General features: G+C 50.4%; 20 protein-coding genes. 14 read left to right on the top strand and 6 right to left on the bottom strand.

Annotated features, from left to right (window positions below; translation table 11 throughout):
• Positions 1 to 4: 4 nt before the first annotated feature.
• The 4 genes from hemF to ACO6UY_RS02085 all read right to left on the bottom strand — a co-directional run bounded on the left by hemF (position 5) and on the right by ACO6UY_RS02085 (position 3,985).
• On the bottom strand, positions 5 to 928 hold the full coding sequence (hemF, locus tag ACO6UY_RS02100; RefSeq protein WP_422444519.1) for an oxygen-dependent coproporphyrinogen oxidase: 924 nt from the start codon (positions 926 to 928) through the stop codon (positions 5 to 7).
• A 29-nt stretch (positions 929 to 957) separates the two neighbouring features.
• On the bottom strand, positions 958 to 1,512 hold the full coding sequence (locus ACO6UY_RS02095; RefSeq protein WP_422444517.1) for an L-threonylcarbamoyladenylate synthase: 555 nt from the start codon (positions 1,510 to 1,512) through the stop codon (positions 958 to 960).
• A 216-nt stretch (positions 1,513 to 1,728) separates the two neighbouring features.
• The gene (dprA, locus tag ACO6UY_RS02090) at positions 1,729 to 2,862 is read right to left on the bottom strand and encodes a DNA-processing protein DprA (protein ID WP_422488908.1); all 1,134 of its coding nucleotides are present in this window, start codon (positions 2,860 to 2,862) and stop codon (positions 1,729 to 1,731) included.
• Between the two features lie 121 nt (positions 2,863 to 2,983).
• Positions 2,984 to 3,985 carry a LysM peptidoglycan-binding domain-containing protein gene (locus ACO6UY_RS02085; RefSeq protein WP_422466954.1) on the bottom strand — a complete coding sequence of 334 codons (1,002 nt, stop codon included), beginning with the start codon at positions 3,983 to 3,985 and terminating at the stop codon, positions 2,984 to 2,986.
• Between the two features lie 315 nt (positions 3,986 to 4,300).
• Between ACO6UY_RS02085 and ACO6UY_RS02080 the strand changes: the two genes are divergently transcribed.
• The 8 genes from ACO6UY_RS02080 (at position 4,301) to ACO6UY_RS02045 (ending at position 13,710) form a co-directional block, all read left to right on the top strand.
• Positions 4,301 to 6,142, top strand: coding sequence for an extracellular solute-binding protein (locus ACO6UY_RS02080; RefSeq protein ID WP_422488906.1), 1,842 nt, complete (start codon positions 4,301 to 4,303; stop codon positions 6,140 to 6,142).
• 83 nt (positions 6,143 to 6,225) lie between these two features.
• Entirely contained in the window at positions 6,226 to 6,723 is a 498-nt protein-coding gene (gene def, locus ACO6UY_RS02075) for a peptide deformylase (RefSeq protein WP_101746989.1), read from the top strand.
• Entirely contained in the window at positions 6,723 to 7,667 is a 945-nt protein-coding gene (fmt, locus tag ACO6UY_RS02070; protein ID WP_422488904.1) for a methionyl-tRNA formyltransferase, read from the top strand. Before def ends, fmt begins: the two co-directional genes overlap by 1 nt.
• Before the next feature lie 17 nt (positions 7,668 to 7,684).
• Positions 7,685 to 9,004, top strand: coding sequence for a 16S rRNA (cytosine(967)-C(5))-methyltransferase RsmB (gene rsmB / locus ACO6UY_RS02065; RefSeq protein WP_422444506.1), 1,320 nt, complete (start codon positions 7,685 to 7,687; stop codon positions 9,002 to 9,004).
• Positions 9,005 to 10,378, top strand: a complete 1,374-nt coding sequence (gene trkA, locus ACO6UY_RS02060; RefSeq protein WP_422444504.1) for a Trk system potassium transporter TrkA — start codon at positions 9,005 to 9,007, stop codon at positions 10,376 to 10,378.
• A gap of 91 nt (positions 10,379 to 10,469) precedes the next feature.
• Positions 10,470 to 11,531 (top strand): hypothetical protein, encoded by a 1,062-nt coding sequence (locus ACO6UY_RS02055; protein ID WP_422444502.1) that lies wholly within the window; start codon positions 10,470 to 10,472, stop codon positions 11,529 to 11,531.
• Between the two features lie 130 nt (positions 11,532 to 11,661).
• Positions 11,662 to 12,069 (top strand): hypothetical protein, encoded by a 408-nt coding sequence (locus tag ACO6UY_RS02050; protein ID WP_422444500.1) that lies wholly within the window; start codon positions 11,662 to 11,664, stop codon positions 12,067 to 12,069.
• 189 nt (positions 12,070 to 12,258) lie between these two features.
• Positions 12,259 to 13,710, top strand: coding sequence for a TrkH family potassium uptake protein (locus tag ACO6UY_RS02045; RefSeq protein ID WP_422444498.1), 1,452 nt, complete (start codon positions 12,259 to 12,261; stop codon positions 13,708 to 13,710).
• A 299-nt stretch (positions 13,711 to 14,009) separates the two neighbouring features.
• Here the strand turns inward: ACO6UY_RS02045 and ACO6UY_RS02040 are convergent, their stop codons facing one another.
• Positions 14,010 to 14,873 carry an HMG-box domain-containing protein gene (locus tag ACO6UY_RS02040; protein WP_422444496.1) on the bottom strand — a complete coding sequence of 288 codons (864 nt, stop codon included), beginning with the start codon at positions 14,871 to 14,873 and terminating at the stop codon, positions 14,010 to 14,012.
• 222 nt (positions 14,874 to 15,095) lie between these two features.
• On the opposite strand from ACO6UY_RS02040, the gene glyQ reads away from it, so the two are divergent.
• The 6 genes from glyQ (at position 15,096) to ACO6UY_RS02010 (ending at position 23,682) form a co-directional block, all read left to right on the top strand.
• Positions 15,096 to 16,061 (top strand): glycine--tRNA ligase subunit alpha, encoded by a 966-nt coding sequence (gene glyQ / locus ACO6UY_RS02035; RefSeq protein ID WP_422444494.1) that lies wholly within the window; start codon positions 15,096 to 15,098, stop codon positions 16,059 to 16,061.
• Positions 16,061 to 18,172, top strand: a complete 2,112-nt coding sequence (gene glyS / locus ACO6UY_RS02030) for a glycine--tRNA ligase subunit beta (RefSeq protein WP_422444492.1) — start codon at positions 16,061 to 16,063, stop codon at positions 18,170 to 18,172. Before glyQ ends, glyS begins: the two co-directional genes overlap by 1 nt.
• Before the next feature lie 256 nt (positions 18,173 to 18,428).
• Positions 18,429 to 19,007: a D-glycero-beta-D-manno-heptose 1,7-bisphosphate 7-phosphatase gene (gmhB, locus tag ACO6UY_RS02025; protein ID WP_269672172.1), complete on the top strand. Its 579-nt coding sequence runs from the start codon at positions 18,429 to 18,431 to the stop codon at positions 19,005 to 19,007.
• The gene (locus ACO6UY_RS02020) at positions 19,007 to 19,777 is read left to right on the top strand and encodes a lysophospholipid acyltransferase family protein (RefSeq protein ID WP_422444490.1); all 771 of its coding nucleotides are present in this window, start codon (positions 19,007 to 19,009) and stop codon (positions 19,775 to 19,777) included. Before gmhB ends, ACO6UY_RS02020 begins: the two co-directional genes overlap by 1 nt.
• 352 nt (positions 19,778 to 20,129) lie before the next feature.
• Positions 20,130 to 22,922, top strand: coding sequence for a tetratricopeptide repeat protein (locus ACO6UY_RS02015; protein ID WP_422488903.1), 2,793 nt, complete (start codon positions 20,130 to 20,132; stop codon positions 22,920 to 22,922).
• Positions 22,923 to 23,010: 88 nt separating this feature from the next.
• The gene (locus ACO6UY_RS02010; protein WP_422444482.1) at positions 23,011 to 23,682 is read left to right on the top strand and encodes a hypothetical protein; all 672 of its coding nucleotides are present in this window, start codon (positions 23,011 to 23,013) and stop codon (positions 23,680 to 23,682) included.
• 77 nt (positions 23,683 to 23,759) lie between these two features.
• On the opposite strand, the gene lpcA is transcribed toward ACO6UY_RS02010, so the two are convergent.
• Positions 23,760 to 24,344 (bottom strand): D-sedoheptulose 7-phosphate isomerase, encoded by a 585-nt coding sequence (lpcA, locus tag ACO6UY_RS02005; RefSeq protein WP_422444480.1) that lies wholly within the window; start codon positions 24,342 to 24,344, stop codon positions 23,760 to 23,762.
• Positions 24,345 to 24,381: the final 37 nt, after the last annotated feature.

The following is a 24,381-nucleotide window of genomic DNA, read 5'->3' as shown; positions in this document are numbered from 1 at the left end:
TGATTTATGCCCATTCTCTTGGTTTTAAAAATTCGTCATACAGTCGTGCCTCTTCACTGCCAGGCTCTGGACTCCAGTTGTAATCCCAGCGTACATGAGGCGGCAATGACATAAGGATAGACTCTGTACGCCCACCGGACTGCAGCCCAAACAAAGTACCCCTGTCGTATACCAGGTTGAATTCTACATAACGGCCACGGCGGTACTCCTGAAAACGCTTGTGCGGCTCAGAGTAAGGCAGGGATTTACGGCGCTGTACGATGGGCAGATAGGCATCAATAAAGCTGTCGCCAACCGACTGCATAAATTCAAAACTGCGCTCAAATGGCCACTCATTCAGGTCATCGTAGAACAGTCCGCCAATCCCCCGGGGTTCATTGCGGTGTTTAAGGAAGAAGTATTCATCACACCACTTTTTATAGCGGGGGTAGACATCATCACCAAAAGGATCACAGGCCTGTTTGGCCACCTGATGCCAGTGCTGACAATCTTCTTCAAAGCCGTAGTAAGGCGTCAGGTCATAGCCGCCACCAAACCACCAGATCGGCGCTTCTCCTTCTTTATGGGCGATCAGCATCCGGACATTGGCATGGGATGTTGGCACAAATGGGTTATCCGGATGGATCACCAGGGAAACCCCCATGGCCTGAAAACTTCTGCCAGCCATGTGGGGTCGATGGGCCGTGGCGCTGGCAGGCAGCTGATCCCCGGTTACATGGGAAAAATTCACACCGGCTTTTTCAAACACCGTGCCCCCTTCAAGCACCCTGGCTTTACCGCCACCATCCCCCTTGTTGCCGGAGCCAAGGTAGTCCCACTGATCCTCCCTGAAGGAGCCTCTGGTTTCTTCTGCTTCAATCGCGGTGCAGATGCGATTCTGCAAATCCAGGAGGTATTGCTTTACGAGATCTACAGACGGTTCTGACATTCCGGGACAATTCCTGAGTTTTAGTAATATTAGCCAGCCCTTACCAGCTGCCCCGAACGCAGGTCCTGAATCTTTGAGGGTGTTTTCTGTTCTCCGGTTTCGCCGGGAACAATGCCATCCAGCAGTGAGCCAAACACTTCCTCTACACCTGAAAACGTTAACAGCGGGTCCTTACCGGCAAGGTTTGCTGACGTAGACACTATCGGGTGCCCTGTTGCTTCACACAGTGTTTTCACCAGTGGATGCGCAGTGATACGAACAGCAACCGTATCAAACTGCCCTCTGACCCAGTCGGGTGCCCAGCCAGCAGGGTCTGGAATAAGCCAGGTATAAGGACCTGGCCAGGTAGACTTCAGCCGGGCTCTTTCTTCACAAGAGAGGGGATTAAGTAGCGGGGCAAACTGATCCTCTGAAGCACCAATCAGAATGACCCCTTTTGCAACCGGCCGCTGTTTGATGTCAAGAATCCGATAAACAGCCTGCTGGTTCCAGGGGTCACATCCCAACCCCCATACGGCTTCTGTGGGGTAAGCGATGACACCGCCGTTTCTGATTATTCTGGCTGCCTGATCTACATCCATCATGAAACATCTCTCAGAGATAACTCTCAGCTAGTTAACGGCTGTCGGAGAACAGCGTCTACTGCTTCAGCATTCGCCAGATAGTCAGCCCGAAATCGCAACACACGGGCTACTGGACAGTTTCCGAAGCATCACCAGTAAGGTTCGCTAGTCTAGCAAGAGAAGTTCAGAAGCAACACCCGGAAATGTAAAGCACGATCCTTTCCGCTGATTCACAAATCAGCCAAGACGAATAAAACCACCGGATGTGGACTCTATTACGCCATCAAGCTCCATTTCGGTCAGCACTACAGAAAGCTCCGCAAAAGGAATCCCGGACAGTGTGCTGATTTGATCTGCACTGACAACGTCAAACCCCATCACCTCAATAACTTTAAGCCGCAGTGGGTCTGTCTCTTTGCGACTGGGAGTGGATGGAGAGAATTCATTCATAACACCATGGAGCTGTGGTGCGAGTTCAATTAACACGTCATCAGGACTTTCTACCAGCACCGCACCTTCTCGGATCAGCTTATGACACCCTCGACTTAACGGGTTCAGCACCGACCCCGGTATGGCAAAAACCTCACGCCCCTGCTCCGCAGCCAACCTTGCCGAGATTAACGAGCCGCTTTCCAGTGCGGCTTCAACCACCAGAACTCCCAGGGATAAACCGGACAGAATACGATTGCGACGGGGAAAGTTACCGGCAAAGGGTTTCGTTCCCAGTGGATATTCACTGACGATGGCCCCCTGACTGGCAATCAACTGATAAAGGTCCTCATGCCTTGCCGGATAAACCTGATCCACACCGGTACCCAACACGGCAACTGTCGCACCATAACAACCCAGTGCGCCCTGGTGGGCAGCTGCATCGATACCCAGTGCCATACCACTGGTAATCACCAGGCCACTTCTTGATAAGTGTTCACAAAATTCCCGGGCCACCCGGCGACCATTGGGTGTCGGCCTCCGGCTACCGACAACGCCCAGCTGTGGCTCACTGATTAGCTGACTGTTACCAATGACGTAGAGCACAACCGGTGCATCAGGCAGCTCTTTCAGCGCTTGGGGATAGAGATGGGAATCCGGTGTCACAATGGCATGGGCCTGACTGGCTTCCAGCCATGTCTGTGTCAGGTGCAACTGTTTCTGAATAGATGGGTCTCTGTGGGCATTGACCAGCAAACTGGCCAGTTTCTCCGGAATAATACCCTTCAGTTGGTTAAATGATGCGGAAAAAAGCTGGCTGGGATGTTGAAATTTGTCGATAAGCTGGCTGGATTTGATGGGTCCCAGCCCCGGAATCAGGGAAAGGGTTAGCCAAGGGAGCAGCTGTAACCAGTCCTTCTGGTCGGTATCAGTGTATATCATTGAATTCTCTTTCCGGGAGTTGTGTGGCTTATTCTGGTTATTAACAGCTCTGTCCGAATAAGCCACACATCCAATGAAGCACCCGGTAAACATTCGGGCTGTTGTTTGAATAAATGGTTACTTATGGTTGTGGGCTCCGGAGGATATAGCCAACTTCAATATCCTCTTTAGCTGATAGCACAATACCATAGCTCATTTTTTCAAAAGGTCGATAAACCATCACCAAACCGATTCTCTCGGATGGCAGAGTAACCTGTTCATTGGTAAATGGGTCCAGGGCTTCCTGTGTCTTTCGATAGACGGCCAGGACATCCCCCTGCCTGAGACGTTCCCGTTCTCCTTTGTTGATGACCACCGTATCAAACTTGGAAACCTTTTTGGTGTTGTTCAGGCTGGCGGTGACAATGCCTTCTAAAGGCGCAGCCGGCGCTCTTGGAAAAAACGTCGTGACCAGTCCGCTGGCATCCTGGCTGACCACCCGGTCACCGGGTTTCATCTCCATTCTGCTGTCCTGCACGACCATGGAGGCAACCCCTTCCCTGACACGACTCAAGTTGATGGTTCCCACATCAATACCAATAAGCCCCAGCAATTCATCGGTTTCCGGGTCAACAATCTGCTGACCACGGCGGACGACATCAAATCGCAGGTTGTGCCCGGCAAAATCCCCCCGTGCGTATATTTTATCCCCGGCCCCTGAAGCCAATTTGCCATCTTTCGCAGCAAATACATAAGGTGCGTTGTTCAGCTGCTCCTCGCTGGAAAAAACATGACCGCCCTTTAAATAACTTTGCACAGCACTCAAAGGAATCGCCGGGATTGCTGACTCTCCGGGCTTCACCCGGATTTTTGGTGTTAATTTAATCGTTCGACCTGGCTTCCCGCGACTGGAAATCATCAGCCTGGGCTGGCCATTGATATAAACCAGACTGACCACATCGCCAGGGTAAATCAGGTGGGGATTCGCTATCTGGGGGTTAGCGTGCCAGATTTCCGGCCATAACCAGGGGCTGTCCAGAAACGTAGTGGATATATCCCAGAGGGTATCGCCTTTCTCAACGGTGTACCTGCTGGGGGAGTCTGCCTTTACCGGGCTATCGAATGCCAGTCCCAGTGAAGACATGCAAAGCAGGATTCCTGCCAGAGCAAAGCGTCTCATTGTCGTCCCGATCCCTTGAATAGTTTTTAGTTTAAGTTAGGGCCTGTTGAGTGTATGTTGCCACACCAGATTTCTTCGTTTAATCAGTGTATCAACCGCTTCAGCCTGTGGGCAATCGGCTCTCTGTTAGTTCTCGGCTTTAGTACCTGATTCTCAAGATCAGGTCACATAAATAGCCCTGCATTCTCAGCGCTGGATCAGAAAGAATAAGGCTACTATTAATTGTTGTTGTAGTTTCCTGAGCCAGTATCCCGGTGTGGCTTGGATAAAGGAGCGACTTTGAAACAGAAAAGCCTGATGCTTCTGGCAGCGTTAGCCTCTGTTGTCAGTTTGCTGGTGATAGCAGAAACGCCCATCCTGCATAAGTCACACGGACTCTCACGATTTGACGATCTTAAATACCCGGAAGGCTTCAGGCACTTCGATTACGTCAATCCTCACGCCCCGAAAAAAGGCAAACTGAATATTGCCGCCATTGGTGTCTTTGATACGTTAAATCCATATTCCCAAACCGGAACCCACATCTCCCAAATCTCACCGCTGCGATTTTTTACCTTGGGCTTTCTGGGGTTGAACGAACCCCTGATGGTGGGTACGGGCGCTTACAGCCCGACCGGCGATGAAGCCCGCTCTGCTTATGGCCTGATTGCCCAATCAGTGGAGTACCCTGACAACAGCCAATGGATAACCTTTAACCTCCACCCCAACGCCCGCTTTCATGATGGCCATTCGATTACGGCAGAGGACGTTGCGTTCTCTTTTGAGTACCTGCGCGCCAAAGGCCCGGTCAAATATCAGATTCAGCTTAAGCCTATTGCGCGTGTTGAGGTTCTTGATCAACACCGGGTTCGCTTTCACTTCAAGAGGTCTGGCAACCGGGATCAACTGTTCTGTGCTGCCGAGCTGCCGGTTCTGCCTGCGCACTACTGGCAAGACGGGCTTAACGGAAAATCCAGACTGACGCCGCCACTGGGCAGCGGCCCCTACAAAATCACCCATGTGGAAGGAGGGTCATCGGTTACCTTTACCCGGGTTAAGGATTACTGGGGGAAGGATCTGCCGGTAAACCGGGGCAAATACAACTTCGATCAGATCACGCTCTATTTCTATCGGGATCTGACCACCGCCTTTGAAGCTTTTAAATCCGGGGCGCTTAGTCTCTATTTTGAACCTATGGCCAAAAACTGGACCAGGGCCTACAACTTTCCCGATATCATCTCTGGCAAAGTGATAAAGGCTGAAATTCCAACCAAAATGATTATTGGCAGCCCAATGGTTGTGTTCAACACCCGCCGGGCTCCCTTTAATGATATTCGGGTAAGAAAAGCGCTTGGCTATCTGCTGGATTTCGAGTGGAGCAACCGGACACTGTTTGAAAATGCCTATGTCCGGGCCAACAGTTACTTTCCAAACTCCATATACGCCGCTTCAGGTCTGCCCTCTGCCCATGAACAGGCGCTGTTAGCCCCATTTCGCACGCAACTGCCCGATGCCCTGTTCCATCAGCCATTTTTATCCCCAAAAACCCGGGGCGATGGTTCGATCAGAGCCCAACAGCAACAGGCACTGGCTCTACTGAATGAAGCTGGGTGGCAGTTCAAGGGGGGCAAACTGGTCAACCAACAGCAAGAACCGCTGACGTTTGAGCTGATCACTTCCAGTCATCTGGCGGACAGGCTTGTTTTGCCATTTAAAAAGAACCTGGCCAGCATCGGTATTGAGCTGAAATACCGGGTCCTCGACATCAGCAACTATTTACAGCGATTGAGAAAGCTGGATTTTGATACCATGGGTAATGCCTATTCCCTGGGACTCTCGCTGGGCAGTGAGCTATTCAGGTACTTTCACTCCAGTAATGCGGATATACCCGATACCCAGAATCTGGCCGGTATCAAAAACCCGGTGATTGATGCGCTGCTGGAGAAAATACCAGGAGCCGAGAGCCAGAAAGAGCTGGAAACCATTATTCACAGCCTTGACCGGGTGCTGCTCTGGAATCACTACGGTATTCCGCTCTGGTATTTTGGCAAAGTCAGACTTGCTCTCCAGAGCAATATCAAGCGACCGGCAGTAACCACGGATTACCCCATGATCATCAATACCTGGTGGCAGGCGGAATAAGTCCGGCTAGGTACAGACTGAATTTGCAGATATACTGAAAGGTCAACAAACTTCATTATCGACTGCCTCACCTGAGATCACTGATGGCTCTACTGGAAATACTTGAATACCCTGACCAAAGACTTCGTACGGTTGCCAAACCTGTAGCGGAGGTCAATGACGACATTCGACGTATCGTTGATGACATGCTGGAGACCATGTACGACGCCAAGGGCGTGGGTCTGGCGGCAACCCAGGTGGATATTCATCAGCGCATCGTGGTTATGGATCTTTCTGAAGAAGGTAACGAGCCCCAGGTGCTTATCAACCCCGGCTATGAGCCCATCGGCGATGAAAAGTCCGACTTTCAGGAAGGCTGTCTGTCAGTCCCCGGATTTTATGAACTGCTGGACCGCTACGCTCAAGTGAGACTCACCGCTTTAGATCGCGATGGCAATGAGTACACACGGGATTATGACGGACTGGCGGCGGTCTGTGTCCAGCACGAGCTGGATCACCTGGAAGGAAAACTGTTTATCGACACGCTGTCCCGCCTGAAACAGGATCGTATCAGGAAAAAGCTTGGCAAAAGAAAACACTGATGAAAAGCCTTCGAATTATCTTTGCCGGAACCCCTGAGTTTGCCAGCGCACACCTTCAGGCCATTCTGGATAGCCAACACCAGGTGATCGCCGTCTATAGCCAGCCGGACAGACCTGCAGGGCGTGGTCAGAAACTCATGCCCTCACCGGTCAAATCCCTGGCTGTTGCCCACAATATTCCCGTTTTTCAGCCAAAGTCCCTGAGAAATGCAGACGCTCAGCAGGAACTTGCCGCTCTAGATGCTGATCTGATGGTGGTGGTTGCCTATGGGTTGATTCTGCCACAGGCGGTGCTCGACACTCCAAAGCTGGGCTGTATTAATGTGCATGGCTCCATTTTGCCAAGATGGCGCGGAGCAGCGCCGATTCAGCGGGCTATTGAAGCCGGTGACACTGAGTCCGGTGTCACCATTATGCAGATGGACGCCGGACTGGATACCGGCGACATGTTGCTGAAAGCTTTTTGCCCCATCCACCCAACCGATACCGCATCGGACCTTCATGACCGTCTGATTGAAGTGGGTCAGCCTGCTCTTGTTCAGTCGCTTGATGACATTGCCGCTGGCCATATTCATCCGGAAAAACAGGATGACAACCTGGCAAACTACGCCCATAAGATGAGTAAAGAAGAAGCACGGCTGGACTGGCAAACATCCGCACAGGCCCTGGACCGGCAGATTCGGGCATTCAATCCCTGGCCTGTGGCGATCACCGCGTTGGATGACACGAACATCCGTGTCTGGGAAGCAATAGCCCTGGAAGAAGGTACAACCGAAGCGCCGGGAACCCTGATCAAGGCTGATAAAGATGGTCTGGATATTGCCTGCCATGAAGGCACCCTGCGCATTAAACGGCTGCAGTTGGCTGGAAGCCGTGCAATGACGGTGCAGGAGCTGCTGAACAGCAAAAAAGCGATGTTCAGCACCGGAAAACAATTCAGTTAGGCGCTTTTTTACCTGATATGGCTAAACAATCTTCTGTTCGACAGCTGGCAGCACGGGCGATCACCCGGGTAACTCTGGGCGAATCACTGAGCAGTGTATTGCCGCAGTTGCAGGAAAAACTGTCGAAAAAAGACCAGCCATTATTGGCTGAGCTTTCCTATGGCACACTCCGTTACTACCACCGGCTGGATGCCTGGCTTAAGTTTCTCACCGAGAAACCCCTGAAAGAAAAAGAGCAGGACATTCATAACCTGATTCTGGTTGGTCTGTATCAACTGTTCTTTACCCGCATTCCTCCCCATGCCGCCATTGGTGAGACGGTACAGGCAACCCGGACCATGGGTAAGGCCTGGGCCAGGGGCCTGGTCAATGGCATTCTCAGAAATGCCCAGCGCCGGGTTGAAGAGTTGCATGACCTGGAAGAGCGCAGCCCGGTGTGCGGCTGGTCACACCCGAAATGGCTGATCAATACCATTAAACGGGCCTGGCCAGAGGATTATCAAGCCATTCTTACGGGTAACAATCAGCCTCCTCCCATGACCCTCCGGGTTAATGAACAGAAGATCAAGCCCGCCAGATACCTGAAAAAGCTGCTGGATGACTGTATCGCGGCGAAACAGTCCAAAATTGCCCCGCAGGCCATCACCCTGGGCAGGCCCAGTGCCGTTGATAAACTGCCACTGTTCCATGAGGGGGCTGCCAGTGTTCAGGACGAATCAGCCCAGCTGGCAGCGACCTTGATATCGGCGAAACCCGGTGATCATATTCTCGATGCCTGCTGTGCGCCGGGGGGCAAGACCTGTCACTTGCTGGAACTGAACCCGGATATTACGGTGGATGCACTGGATGCCGACAGCGTCCGCCTGGAAAGAGTGGCTGAAAATCTGCAAAGACTGGGTTTGACGGCGAATGTTCTGTGCGGTGACGCGACGGATCCCGACAGCTGGTTCCCGGGCAAGGCATACGACCACATTCTTCTGGATGCCCCTTGCTCAGCAACCGGCGTTATTCGTCGCCACCCGGATATCAAACTGCTGAGAAAGGCAGAAGATATTGATGCACTGGCTCAGCTGCAACAGAAAATCCTCAAGGCTATCTGGCCCCTGTTGAAACCCGGCGGCACGTTAGTCTACGCCACCTGTTCCATCATGCCTCAGGAAAACCATCTGCAGATTGAGCAGTTCCTGTCAGAAACTCCGGATGCCAGATTGCAGTCCATTGACGGTCCATGGGGTCACGATACCGGGTTTGGCAAGCAGCTTTTTCCCGGCTCTGGCAGCTCTGTGAACAGCGGCGACGGATTTTTTTACAGCCTGATGGTAAAGATGGATTCCTAAATGAAAATTATCATTCTCGGTGCCGGTCAGGTGGGTGGCACACTGGCAGAAAACCTGGCCAGTGAGGAAAATGACATTACCGTGGTCGATACCGATACCACGCGACTTCGTGAGCTGCAGGATAAAATCGATATACGAACCATCCAGGGCAAGGCATCGTTTCCCGGGGTGCTGAAACAGGCCGGGGCCGATGAAGCCGATATGCTGGTGGCGGTCACCAACAGTGATGAAGTGAATATGGTGGCCTGCCAGATTGCCTACACACTGTTCCACACGCCGTCCAAAATTGCCCGTATCCGTCAGGCCGCTTACCTGAAAAATGAGAGCCTGTTTGCCAATGCCGCACTGCCGATTGATGTACTTATCAGCCCGGAGCAAGTGGTTACTAACTACATCAACCGACTGCTGGAGCGTCCCGGAGCCCTTCAGGTTCTCGATTTTGCCGAGGGTCGTGTCCAGCTGGTGGCCATGAAGGCTTATTATGGCGGCCCGCTGGTGGGTCACGAGCTTCGTTATATCCGTGAACACATGCCCAATGTGGATACCCGGGTTGCCGCCATTTTCCGCCGTGGCAATGCCATCATGCCCAAGGGGAACACCGTGATCGAGGTGGATGATGAAGTCTTCTTTATTGCTGCCCGTGAAGATATCCGGGCCGTGATGGGCGAGCTGCAGCGGCTGGATGATGACTACAAGCGCATCATTATTGCCGGTGGTGGCAATATCGGCCTGCGCCTGGCCCAGGCCGTGGAAGACCAATACAAGGTCAAGATCATTGAGCACAATATGGAACGTTGCCAGTTCCTGTCTGAAACGCTCACCAAAGCCATGGTTTTCTGCGGCAACGCCTCCGATAAAGAGCTGCTGATCAGTGAAAATATCGAAGATACCGATATCTTCTGTGCGCTGACCAATGACGATGAAGCCAATGTCATGTCCTCCATGCTGGCGAAACGCCTGGGGGCCCGTAAGGTCATGGCACTGATCAATAACCCCGCCTATGTGGACCTGGTACAGGGCGGTGAAATTGATATTGCGATTTCTCCACAACTGGCCACGATTGGCAGCCTGCTCAAGCACGTCAGACGCGGCGATATAGTAAACGTTCACTCACTGCGCAGAGGCGCTGCTGAAGCGATCGAGGCAATAGCCCATGGCGATGAACACAGTTCCAAAGTGGTGGGTAAAACCATTCAGGAAGTGGAGTTACCCCAGGGCGCGACCATTGGTGCGATTGTTCGTAATGATCAGGTGCTGATTGCTCACGATACCACCCGAATTGAGTCCGGCGATCATGTGATTCTCTTCCTGACCAATAAGCGCAAAATCCGTGAAGTTGAGCAACTCTTCCAGGTTGGTCTTGGGTTCTTTTAAACCATTGCTTTGTGGCGATCCATCACAGGAAACTATTCCTGACAACTGATGTCTGAGGAGCTAGATACCATAGCATCGATAGGTAACAACCTTGGACACAAGCAATCAACTGACCGCCAGCAGAACGGCCACGCCGCCTGATCCTGCCAGTATCGGAACTGACCAGCAAAGCACTGGCCTCAATAACAGAGGCTCCGCCGCTGGTCGGCCTGTAGAAACAGTAAGCCCACAAGCTTCCGTCAAAGCAGATACACCTGTTCAGGAAATTACCGTAACCACAACAGCACAAGATGTCACTCACGCCATCAACCCAGACCGGGCCTTACTTCACCGGCCAGCACAAGATGACATCATCGACCAAGAAACGGCCTACTGTTACGTGCTAGTGGCACACCGGAGGTATCAACAACAGGAAACAGGTCATAATGGCAGCTCAGCCCCCTCAGCAAACGGTGGAGAACCGCTGATGAGCAACCCTGCTTCCACCAATGATACTGAACAGCCCGAGCTTGAACTGTCTGACTTGCTGGAAACGTTGATGAGCAATATGGCTGCCATCAATGAAACTGAAAAGGCCAGGCGTGAATTGTATGACTTGTCGGTAAATTTCTATCGTGATCCTTCAGAAGCTAAATTTCGCCAGTTTGAAAAGCTTACAGACCTCCATTTTGATCATCTCGACACGGGTGAAGGATGCCTGAAGCATAAGCTTCCTTTTGTAATTGCCCTGATATCTGAAAAAAACAACTGGCCAATTCAATCAGCTAAATGTGGTGCGCTGGCCTCTGAGATTATCGAAGGGAGTTCTGAACTGGCCAAATGGATTAACAGTAACAGAGTGTGCCCCGAAAAGCTTGATTTTTGGTGGTCAGGTTTCTTTGCAACCGGAGAAGAGAAATATCTTGAGAAAATACTAAAGGTTATTGGACCAACAACAAGCCAGACAAAAAACGTAATCAAGGCAACGAAAGGGGCTGCAGAATGGTCTCTCAAAACATATTGTGAGGACCATCAGGCAGTACAGGATTTTGCTCGTCGAATGAGAGACGATAGCTCACTTTCAGACTATCAAAGAGAATATTTGCGCTTTATCACTGGAAGAGGATATTTGCAATCTATCACTGATTTACTACCCAGGTGTAATATCCTCTAGGAGGCTGACCGAGAATAGCGGGTCTTGGGTTCTTTTAAACCATTGCTTTGTGGTTATCCATCACAGGAAACTATTTCTGACAACTGATGTCCAAGGGAGCTAAATACGATAGCATCGATAGGAAACAACCTTGGACACAAGACTGACCGCCAGCAGAACGGCCACGCCGCCTGATCCTGCCAGTATCGGAACTGACCAGCAAAGCACCGACCTCATTAAAAGATGGTCCACTGCTGGCCGACCTGTAGCAATAGTGCGCCCACTCGTTTCTGTCAAAGCAGATACACCCGTTCATGCAATGACCGGAACCACAACAGCACTAGATGTCACCATCGACCACGAAACGGCCTACCGTTGGGTGCTAACGGCACTCCGGATGAGTGAACAACGGGCAACAGGTTATAATGGAAGCTCAGCCCCCTCAGCAAGCGGTGGAGAACCGCTGATGAGCAACCCGGCTGCCATCAATGATACCGAACGGTCTGACTTGTTGGTAACGTCGGTGATTGATTTACCCCCCAGGTGTAATATCCTTTAGTCCCCTTTTTTATCTGACAAAAGTCGTTCAGGCTTTATTTTTCCCATGGATTGGGAGTAACCTGCTACAGCATAAAATTAGAATTTCTTATAGCCATTATAAGAACACAACATGGCAGGTTGTTTGAGCGCCCGGCAATTCCTTACTTCCATATCGCCGGGTGCTTGCACTGGATGAAGCAGGAGCACCATGCAGTTTCAGGTTATTCTTCCCATTTTGGGCATTTTGTTAATTTTGTTCAGTACGTCCAGCCTTCCTCCGATTGTCGTGGCACTGCTTTATCAAGAGCAGGAAATGTCCATTTTCATCTATACCTTCCTATTGACACTAATGCTGGGCGTTCTCCTCTGGTTCCCTTTCCGGCATATCAAGGATGAGTTGCGCACTCGTGAAGGGTTTCTGGTCACGGCGCTGCTCTGGATTGTTCTGGGTGCAGTGGGCTCACTGCCATTTCTATTGATGGAAAGCCCGGCACTCAGTATCACTGACGCACTGTTTGAGTCCATGTCCGGCTTAACAACCACGGGAGCCACTATTCTGACCGGCATTGAGCATCTGCCCCGCTCTATTCTGTTTTACCGCCAGCAGCTGCAATGGCTTGGTGGCATGGGGATTATTGTGCTGGCAGTGGCCATTCTGCCGATGCTGGGGATCGGCGGTATGCAGCTGTATCGAACAGAGACTCCCGGACCGGTTAAAGATTCAAAACTAACGCCCAGAATTACCGAGACCGCCAAAGCACTCTGGTTTCTTTACCTTTTTCTAACGGCCGCCTGTGCCCTGGCGTACTGGTTAGCGGGGATGAACCTGTTTGACGCGATCTGCCACAGTTTCACCACCATCGCCATCGGCGGTTTTTCTACTTACGACGCCAGCATGGGCCACTTCAACTCCCCCATGATTATCTCTGTGGCCATCTTTTTCATGCTGATTGCCGGGATCAATTTCGCCCTGCATTTTACCGCCTGGCGCAATAAGTTATTGACCCACTATATTCAGGATCCGGAAGTTAAGTGGTTTCTGGCCATTTTGGGTGTTGTTGGCGCAATCACCGTTACCACGCTCTATCTTTCTGATACTTATCCCCTTGCCAAGTCCTTCCGCTATGGTCTGTTTGAAGTGGTATCCGTAGCCACAACCACTGGCTACACCTCATCCTCCAGCTTTTCTGCCTGGCCAACGTTTCTGCCCCTGCTGTTGTTTTTTACCAGTTTTATGGGGGGGTGTGCAGGCTCTACCGCAGGTGGAATGAAAGTCATCAGGGTTGTTCTGATTGCCAAACAGGGAATGAGAGAACTTCGTCGTTTAGTTCACCCTAATGCGGTCTTAACCATCAAGATTGGTGGCAAACCCGTGAGCCCAAGGGTGGGTGAAGCGGTATGGGGGTTCTTTGCCACTTATATTTTGATGTTTGTTCTTCTCTTTCTGGCTTTACTGGCAGCGGGTTTAGACTTTACTACGGCATTTTCAACCATTGCTTCCTGCCTGAATAATCTCGGACCCGCGCTCGGCGAAGCAGCGTTCAGTTACCAGGGCCTGCCCGATGCCGCAAAGTGGATTCTTGCGTTTGCCATGCTACTGGGACGCCTGGAAATTTTTACACTTCTGGTGTTGTTTACTCCAACCTTCTGGCGTTATTAATGCCATTACAGCGGCCGGAACAAAGGTAACATATTCTAAATAAAGCAGCGGTTAAGGAGTTGTCCCGAAATAATTTCGACATTTTGAGCTCGATCTCCGTTCATCCTGAGTGCTGAGCTTGTCGAAGTATCGAAGGGTGATAGGCACAATACATGAGGCCGGAGTTCACGCCCTTCGACAGGCTCAGGACGAACGGAGTTTTGAACTCAGAAATGTGCAAATTATTCTGGGGCAATTCCTAACCGAAGGCAGCATCAATAAGAACCATGAAGAAGAGTTTCCGGTTGGAATGCAGAGGATTATAGTCCTTCCATCAGGCTCTCACCCCCCAGAACCCTGAGCCATTGAGATTCATCCAATGGATTCAAAAAATCAGCAATCTCAGACTCGTTAAACCTTACCACGCCTGATTTGAGCTTATTATCGTCTCCCTTATTTGAATAAATAAGACTGATATCTGTTTGACAGGAAACATCCCTGAAGACCAAATCCTGACGCAAGGGAGCGACATTATTGTTGTCAGGTGTCTGGGTACTATGATCTGTTAAGCCCGAAGGGCTCAATACTTTATGCGTTACCTGGTTTGGCTTAACACGGGTATGAGCAACGCTTGACGCCTTTTGCGCGATCACGGATTTCTTGTCCGATTGCCGTACGTCAGAAACAGGATTATTACCAGAACGCTGCCTTTTGGGATGGGCTACTTTCCGACTTGTTACAGTTTTGCCTTTTAACTCGCTTTCAGCATTGGATTTTTTGCGCTTTCTGGGGTGATACTTGTAATCAGGATACTTTTTTTTGTGTTCATCCTTTTCTAATGTGGCTTCCTTAACAAAACGCTCCTTCTCCTTCTCTGACATTTTTTTCCAATCTTCGGCCACCAGTTTGGAGAATTCACTTTGATGGCATAATGGCTTTACTTCCTTTGCCCTCATGCTGCGAAAAATAAAAAATGCATTCCTGGGCCTGGGTACGTGATTGTGCTTTGATTTTACAGAGGCAGTTATTTCCACCTTTTTTCTATTATTAGTTTCAGGCTCCCTCGCAGGATAAGAAAACGGCGCACCAACTGGACCAGAATTCGTTACATGCACTGTTAAAAAACCTCTTTCTTTAAAATCGGCTTGGACAACTTTTTGAGCTATTAAGTTCCCAATAGACACCCTTAATGTTTACCCACATTGTTCACAACTTATCCACAGCTTAAACTTAATCGCACAAACCGGTATACTCCCTCTCTATTTTTACAGTCGAATCCTGCGAGTGATCACTCATAGGGAAACCTGCGCCAGGTGAATAAACCGGTCATCGATAATTGCTCGCAACACAACGCTCAATGTTCAAAAAACGACCCGTTTACATTTGAGCCTCCAAGAGGTAGAAAAGTGACTTCCCAGAGCACACCAGATATCTATACATTCCAGGGGCTGATCCTCGCCCTGCAACAATTCTGGGCCCAACAGGGCTGCGTTATCATGCAACCACTGGATATGGAAGTGGGTGCGGGTACTTTCCATCCAGCCACTTTTCTGCGAGCCATCGGCCCGGAAAACTGGAACTCGGCTTATGTTCAGCCCAGCCGTCGCCCAACCGATGGCCGTTATGGTGAAAACCCCAACCGCCTGCAACATTATTACCAGTTCCAGGTGGTGATGAAGCCATCCCCCGATAATATTCAGGAGCTGTACCTGGAATCTCTCCGGCAACTGGGCATTGATCCACTGGTTCATGACATTCGTTTTGTCGAAGATAACTGGGAGTCGCCCACACTGGGTGCCTGGGGTCTTGGCTGGGAAGTCTGGATGAACGGTATGGAAGTCACCCAGTTCACCTATTTCCAGCAGGTTGGCGGTATTGAGTGTTACCCGGTTACCGGCGAGATCACCTACGGTCTTGAGCGCCTGGCCATGTATATCCAGAATGTCGATAACGTGTATGACCTGGTCTGGACGGTGGGTCCACAGGGTCCGGTCACTTATGGCGATGTGTTCCATCAGCAGGAAGTTGAAATGTCCACCTTCAACTTTGAGCACGCTGACACGGAAGAGCTGTTCAAACAGTTCGATTTCTTTGAACGCGAATCCCGGAAGCTGGTTGATACCGGCCTGCCTCTGCCAGCTTATGAGTACGTTCTGAAAGCTTCACACACCTTTAACCTGCTGGATGCCCGCCACGCGATTTCGGTGACGGAACGCCAGCGTTTTATCCTGCGCGTCAGAACGCTGGCCAGGGCGGTCGCCAAAGCATACTTCGATAAGCGTCGTGAGCTTGGTTTCCCCCTTGCGAATGACAGCATTCGTGATGAAGTTCTGGCATCTCTTGCCAAAGAAACCGCGCAGGAGGAAAAATAATGAGCACTTCCCTGAATAAAGCACATAAAGAAGACTTCCTGATTGAGCTGGGCACGGAAGAGCTGCCACCAAAGGCATTAAAAAGCCTGTCTGACGCGTTTACCCGGGGCATCCTTTCCGGTCTTGAGCAGGCCCAGATCACATTTACCGATTATGAGTCGTTTGCCGCCCCCCGTCGTCTGGCTCTGCTGATCAAAGGTCTGGATACCGCACAGCCTGATCAACAGCTTGAGCGCAAGGGGCCTGCAGTCAAAGCCGCCTATGATGCCGAAGGCAACCCAAGCAAGGCAGCCCTTGGTTTTGCCCGTTCTAACGGTGTTAATTTTGAAGACCTGGAACAGGAAGAAACACCGAAAGGTGCATGGCTGGTCTACCGTTCGATCAAACCGGGTCAGGCCAGCAAAGATTTGCTGCCGGAAATTATTACCCAGTCTCTGAATAACCTGCCCATTCCCAAACGTATGCGCTGGGGTGCCAGTCGTACCGAGTTTGTCCGTCCCGTTCACTGGCTGCTGATGCTGCTGGGCGATCAGATTATTGACGGTGAAATTCTCGGCCTGAAAGCCGGTAACACAACCCGTGGTCACCGCTTCCACGGGAACCGGGAAATCACCATCAACAACCCGGCTGACTATGCACAGGTTCTCCATGAGCAGGGCAAAGTGATTGCCAACTTTGCAACCCGTCGCGACATTATCCGTGAGCAGGTTGAACAGATGGCTGCCACGATTCATGGTCATTCGGTGATTGATCCGGACCTTCTGGATGAAGTCACCGCGCTCAATGAATGGCCAGTCGCTCTCTGTGGCCGTTTTGATGATGACTTCCTGGCCGTTCCATCGGAAGCACTGATCTCTTCCATGAAAGGCCATCAGAAATATTTCCATGTGGAAAACAGTGCAGGGAAACTCCTGCCGCACTTTATTACCGTGGCCAATATTGACAGTGCCGAACCTCACCTTGTTGTGGCAGGTAATGAGAAAGTCATTCGTCCGCGTCTTGCCGATGCCAAGTTCTTCTACGACACTGACCGTAAACACACACAAGACGATCGTCGTGAAAAACTGAAACCCATTGTCTTCCAGGCACAACTGGGTTCAGTGTTTGCCAAAACAGAACGTATCGCACGACTTGCGTCTTACATTGCGCAAACGGAAGGTGGTGATGCCTGGCTGGCTGAACGTGCCGGTCAACTGTGCAAGTCTGACCTGGTGTCTGAAATGGTGCTGGAGTTTCCCGAGCTGCAGGGCATCATGGGTCAGTACTATGCCGACAACGACGGTGAAAATCCCGAAGTCAGCAAAACGCTGTATGAACAGTACATGCCCCGCTTTGCCGGTGACCAGCTACCTTCAACACTGATTGGCTGTGCCGTTGCCATTGCCGATAAGGTTGACACCATTACCGGTATTTTCGGTATCAATCAGCTGCCAACCGGCAGTAAAGACCCTTTCGCACTGCGTCGTGCCAGCATCGGTGTGCTGCGAATCATTGTTGAGAAGAAACTCAATCTTGATCTGGAAGCATTGATCGATCAGGCAATTCTCGGCTATCAGGAGCAAGGTGTTTCTCTGCCCGCACTGGGTAACCTTAATACGACAGTCGTCAATTACATGCTGGAGCGTTTTGATGCCGCTTACCAGGAAGAAGGCATTGCGGTTGAGGTCATTAACTCCGTCAAGGCATTGCGCCCTACCCGGCCACTGGACTTTGATCGTCGTATAAAAGCCATTACCCGCTTCAATGCCATGGATGAAGCGGATGCCCTGGCTTCTGCCAACAAGCGGGTATCCAATATTCTGGCGAAAGCCGGGGATATCATTATTCCTGACGCACTGGATGAGACACTGCTCAGCGAAGTTTCTGAACGTGAGCTTGCCAACATTGTGTTTGCCAAGAAAGAGGAAATCGCCCCCGCTCTGGCAGAAGGTCGTTACGCGCTGGCCATGGAGAGTCTGGCGGCACTGAAGCAACCGGTTGACCTGTTCTTTGACCAGGTGCTGGTCAATGCTGAAGATGAAGCTATCCGCCTGAACCGCTATGCCCTGCTGAAGCAATTGCGCAGCCTGTTCCTGCAGGTAGCGGATATCTCTTTGTTACAGAAAAGCTAAGCACAACCTGATAAAGTGCGGCACTAGTACATGGTTTCAATGTGAGTGATGGGTGCCTTTATTGACCTCCAAACTCCGCTCGTCTTGAGCGGAGTCGAAAGGCGCAAACTCCATACCCTGAATACTGTGCCAATCACCCATCGTCCGTGCCTCCTGAGCGGAGCCGAAGGACGCTCAGGGTGAGCGGAGATTGTACACATCAAACTCATCGAAATGATGTACTAGCCGCACTTTTTTTATGTGTTTCAGGAGCACTATGACCAGGCTTGTTATTCTGGATCGGGATGGCGTTATCAATGAAGATTCAGACCAGTACATACGGTCTGAACATGAATGGCTTCCTATTCCGGGAAGTATTGAAGCCATTGCCCGTTTGTCATCTGCGGGCTATCGCGTCGTCGTAGCGACCAACCAGTCCGGGTTAGCCCGTGGCTACTTCACTGGCAAAGCGCTCAATGCCATGCACGACAAGCTAATCAGGCTAGTCAAAGAGCAGGGAGGTCATATTGATGGCATCTATTACTGCCCACACGGCCCGGATGACCACTGTCAATGCAGAAAGCCGGCAACAGGGCTTATTGACCAGATTTTTACCGACTACGATGCCAGCCCGGCAGAAACCTGGGTGGTGGGCGATTCACTGCGTGATCTTCAGGCAGGGGTCAGCAGTGGCTGTAAAGTTGCCCTGGTACTGACGGGTAAAGGCGTTAAAACCCACACTAAACTCATCGAACACCCGGAAGCGATTTCTGGTAGCCTATCTGGTAGCAGGGATGTAGCTGTTTATAACAATCTGAACAGCTTTGTAGAAGAACTACTTTCAGAGGGATTTTAATGTCATCAGCTGTCGGTTCTGCAACTACCCGGGCAGTGACCCGGTCAATGGCCACTACCTTTTCTGTTTTAAGGACAACTGTCTTTTATTTGTCGCTGGCAGTCTGGACCGTGTTCTGGGCAATGCTGATGATTCTGTTTATCTACCCTTTCAGGTTTAATCTCCGTCATCGCATTTTTGTCAAAACATGGGCTGTTGTATCAGTATACCTTTGTCGTTTAATTTGCGGAATTCGATGGCGTGTAACCGGAGCAGAGAATATTCCTGATTCTCCCTGTGTCATTATCAGTAACCATCAAAGCACCTGGGAAACGTTTTTCCTGCAAACCTTATTAACTCCCCAGACTCAGGTGATCAAACAGGAGCTACTGAAAATCCCCTTCTTTGGCTGGGCTTTTCAAAAAATCAGGCCCATCGCCATTAATCGTAAGGATGCCCGACAGGCACTTCAGCAGGTCAGAGAGCAGGGCAAAGCGGCACTTGCCCATAACGTCTGGGTCCTTATTTTTCCGGAAGGAACACGCGCATCTCCCGGTGAACCGGGCAAGTTTTCCCGTGGTGGCGCAGGGCTGGCGAAAGCGGCGGCAGTGGATATTCTTCCCATAGCCCATAACGCCGGGGTTTTCTGGCCGAACAGCTCCTGGATAAAACGCCCCGGAACGATTCAGGTAGAGATCGGGCCCGTCATCAAAACAAAATCCCTTTCGGTGGCAGAAGTAAATGATACCACCCGTGACTGGATTACACGTGCGCTGCAAACGATGCAATAACCGACTGCTATTTATCACTCAGTACCTTGGAGCCTGGTTGTAATACCAATCGAACTTTTTAACTCCCGTGATGAGTATGAATATTTGATACGTGCGTTCATTTTGCGATTTCAGAAAAATCCGAAGAAGCTGGTTTTGCCCTGCTATACTCAGCCGGTATCAAGTCTGATGCCATGACAATAATTATAAAATACATGTGCCTGAATTGAGTTTTTCTTTCGCGGTGGCAAACAATGTATGGGACTCACGATCTGTTATTACCACCGAGGATAAATGCTTCACCCCATACTAACGCATCCTGCGTTGCACTGAATGTGCTGAAAGCAGGAAAAAGTGTTCAAAGAATTAATACATGGATAATAATAACGCGCATCTAAAAGTTCATAACCCTTTTTTGGCCCGCCGTCATCAGGCTAATAAATACCACAGAAATAAGACAGCCCCCTATGAGAGGCCAGGCTTTAACAGATCCATAAGATACATACAAAAGCCACAAGGGGCATCCAATGCCACGTCTTATATACCCAGAAGCAAGGGTACCTCAGAAAACAGGAAGGAATTTCAACGTTTTCATCATCGTCCCCCATCCCACTCTCAACCGGGTGCAGGCTATCATCGACAGGGGGAAATTCCCGGTATTAATGAAGGGTTCAGCTCTTTAAGCGCAGGTGATAATGATCATGCCCTCAAATTAGCAGAAGATATATTAAGGAATAATACCAGCTTGAGTCGACGTAACTATCTGCGTGCAAACCTGCTTAAAGCCAGAGCCCTGTTGAATTCAGGGCTGATTAATGATTGCCTGCGATCAATAGAACAGGTAAAACCTCCCCTTAACAAATGGTTACTGATGACAAAAGGCAAAGCACTGCAAGGCAAAAAACTCATGTTTGAAGCGCTGCTTGTTTTTAAGGACATTTATAAAAATCACTCAATTAAGGACAACGATAAAAGAAATAATTATCTTACCCTTGGCATACATTACCAGCGCATGGGAGAGCATCAGGAAGCACTGACAATCTTTATCAAGCTGCGCACTGACCTCTCCGGACATGAAGCCACTCCCTGCAACGACAAGCAAGTAGAACTGGCCCTTGGCTGGCTATACCAGGACATGGGTCTGTATCAGAAGGCGCTGACAATCTTCTGCAAGCTACGTGCCGACCTCTCCGGACATGAAGCCACTCCCTGCAACGACAAAAAAGTAGAACTGGCCCTTGGCCGACTATACCAGAGCATGGGACTACAGCAGAAAGCGCTGACGATCTTTATCAAGCTGCGTACCGACCTCTCCGGGCATGAAGCCACACCTTGCAACGACAAGAAAATCGAACTGACCCTGGGTCGGCAATTCCAGTACATGGGACGATATCAGGAGGCGCTGACGATCTTTATCAAGCTGCGCACTGACCGCTCCGGGAGTGAAGACACACCCTGCAACGACAAAGAAGTTGAACTGGCCCTTGGTCGGCAATTCCAGCTCATGGGACGGTATCAGGAGGCGCTGACGGTCTTTAAGACGCTTCGCACCGATCGTTCCGGACATGAAGACAACCCCTGCCACGACAAGGACGTAGAGTTAGCCCTTGGTCGGCTTTACCAGGACATGGGACTGCATCAGAAGGCACTGGCGATCTTTAAGAAGCTGTACTCCGCCCACGCCGGGCATCCAGGGACTCCCTGCAAAGACAAGGAAGTTGCTCTGGCCCTTGGTCGGCTATACCAGGACATGGGACGGCATCAGGAGGCGCTAATGATGTTTTTGAAGCTGCGTACTGACCGTTCCGGGCATGAAGGCACACCTTGCAACGACAAGGAAGTTGAACTGGCCCTTGCCGTGCAATACGACTGCATGGGATGGTATCAGAAGGCACTGACGATCTTTTACCAGTTGCGCAGCGACCGCTCCGGGCATGAAGACACTCCTTGCAATGACAAGGACATTGAACTGTCCCTTGGTCGGCTATACCAGTACATGGGACGGTATCAGGAGGCACTGACGATCTTTATCAAGCTGCGCACCGACCGCTCCGGACATGAAGGAACGCCTTGCAACGACATGGACATTGAACTGGCCCTTGGTCGGCTATACCACGATATGGGACAGTATCAGAAGGCGCTGAAGACCTTTATCAAACTGCGCATCGCCCGCTCTGGTCATGAAGGCACTCCCTGTAACGACAAGGACATAGAGTTAAGCATTGGCCGACAATACGAGTACATGGGACGGTATCAGGAGGCGCTGACGATCTTTACCACGTTGCGCACCAACTGCGCCGGGCATGAAGACACTCCTTGCAATGACAAGGAAATTGAACTGGCCCTTGGTCGTCTATACCAGCACATGGAACTGCATCAGAAGGCGCTGGCGATCTTTAACCAACTGCGCACCACCCGCTCCGGGCATGAAGGTACTCCCTGCAACGATAAGGACATAGAGCTAACCCTTGGCCGACAATACCAGTACATGGAACGTCATCAGGAGGCATTGACAGTCTATAAGAATCTGCGCACCGACCTCTCCGGACATGAAAGCACTCCCTGCAATGACAAGGACATTGAACTGGCCCTTGGTCGGCAATACCAGAGCATGGGACGATATCAGGAAGCACTGGCGATCTTTATCAAGCTGCGCAACGACCACTCGGGGCATGAAGGCACCCCCTGCAACGACAAGGAAATCGAACTGGCCCTTGGCGACATTCATGTCGATTTAATGAACTGGCGTCAGTTTGACCAAATGCAACTTGATAAAAATGGTTTTGCCGGGCCTGAAGTGGACTTGTGTACCAGCATCCGTTACTTCAGAGAGTGCATTTATTCTGGTCAAAGCAAGGAAATTCCAGGGCTTTTGGCTAAAGCCATTGAGCATGGATGTAATGCAATAGAAAAAAGTCAGTATCTCGATGCATCATCTTTTAGTCAGTTAGGGCACTGCCTTCGTATCGCAGCATTATTACCTGTTGAGAAAACACAGTATTTCTTTTCAAAAGATGAATTGAAAAACCTGGTTTCTGAATATTTTACCGAAGCTAACAAACTGCACCCTTACCGACAGGACCGGCTAAAAACTGAAGACTGGAGGAAAATAGAGCGTACTTTTTTAGCAAGGCTTCCTGTCGGACTTAAGACTGTCCGAGAATAACCTGGGTTCCCAAAAAATTCAGCCATAGGGAACCAGAGCCAAATAAAGATGTCCTAAGGTTTTCAAAGCAGTAAAAACAAGAGATGTTATGAACGTCACTAACGGTGTTTCATGCTCTATATGTCATGACGCAGAAAACTGTGAAATCATCCAACTGAACTGCGGGCATACGTTTGGCCGATCATGTATGCGACTATGGTTATATACTTCTGACCAAAGGCACTGTCTGCTGTGTGAACAACCATTAACTGATTATGATTTGCAGCGGATAAATTATATTCCGTTGTCTGAACGTGTGGTTGCTGTTTCGACCGCAGCCACTAGCATTTTTAAACAACATTGCCCACAAGCTATTATGCGTGGCTTACATATACTCACGTCTGCAACACGTGTGGCTTGTGCCGGGCTTCTTATAGGTTATATTTCCACTGCTGATAAAGATCGCCAGGCTGAGCTCTTAGACGCTTTGCCGAATGCCATTGGTCATACTTTGGCTACTTATGTGACTGTCTGCACTATCCTGGCTCTCGGTTCTGCTGTTGGTTCTTTCGGATCTGCGGGGGGAGTTTCTAAAGTTTTCGGAACTGCTGTCGGGATGACTTCCGGAGCTTTAACATCGGCTTGTGCCTGTGACATATATAGCGATACCAATGGCATCCGGTTCCCCACCACACTTCGCAACGCCATTATAGCTTTAGGGGGGCTCATTGCAGGTACCAGTGCTTTTACCGCCTATGGTATAAAACCGATCAACCGATAAACAGGCCTGACCACAAGGCAAACCACTACCTTCCCGCAGCTACCAGTCCCCCCAAAACTGGTATGACAGTGATTTTTTTATTCCATATATTTTTCAACAAGCTGAATCATAATATGGATTGCCTTGATATGGACCTCCTGAATCCGATCCGCATAACCAAAGTGAGGCACACGAATTTCAACATCCGCCATCCCCGCCATCTGGCCGCCATCTTTGCCTGACAGCAGAATAACCTTCATCCCTTTTGCCCTGGCCGCTGCTACCGCCTTGATAATATTCCCGGAATTACCACTGGTGCTGATGCCAAGCAGTACGTCCCCTTCCCTGCCTACCGCTTCAACGTAACGTGAGAAGACATACTCATAACCAAAGTCGTTGGATACACAGGAGATATGACTGGGATCGGAAATGGCAATAGCCGCATAGCCAGGGCGATTATCGCGGAAACGTCCGGTCAACTCCTCAGCAAAGTGCATGGCGTCACAGTGGGAACCGCCATTGCCACAGGACAGTACCTTGCCACCAGCTTTAAAGCTCTCAGACAATAACCGGGCAGCAAGATCAATGGATTCAAGATTGGCGTCATCATCCAGGAATCGGCTCAGTACAACCCTCGCCTCTTCCAACTCCTGTCGAATCATTGCTTTACATTCTGGAGACATTAGCAGAGCACCTGAGAATCAAAAAAGTAAAAAAAGT

Source organism: Endozoicomonas sp. ALE010, from assembly GCF_049310165.1.
Lineage (GTDB): Bacteria > Pseudomonadota > Gammaproteobacteria > Pseudomonadales > Endozoicomonadaceae > Endozoicomonas.
The sequence above is the reverse complement of the archived record's forward strand: the minus strand, read 5'-3'. Positions and strand labels throughout refer to the sequence as shown.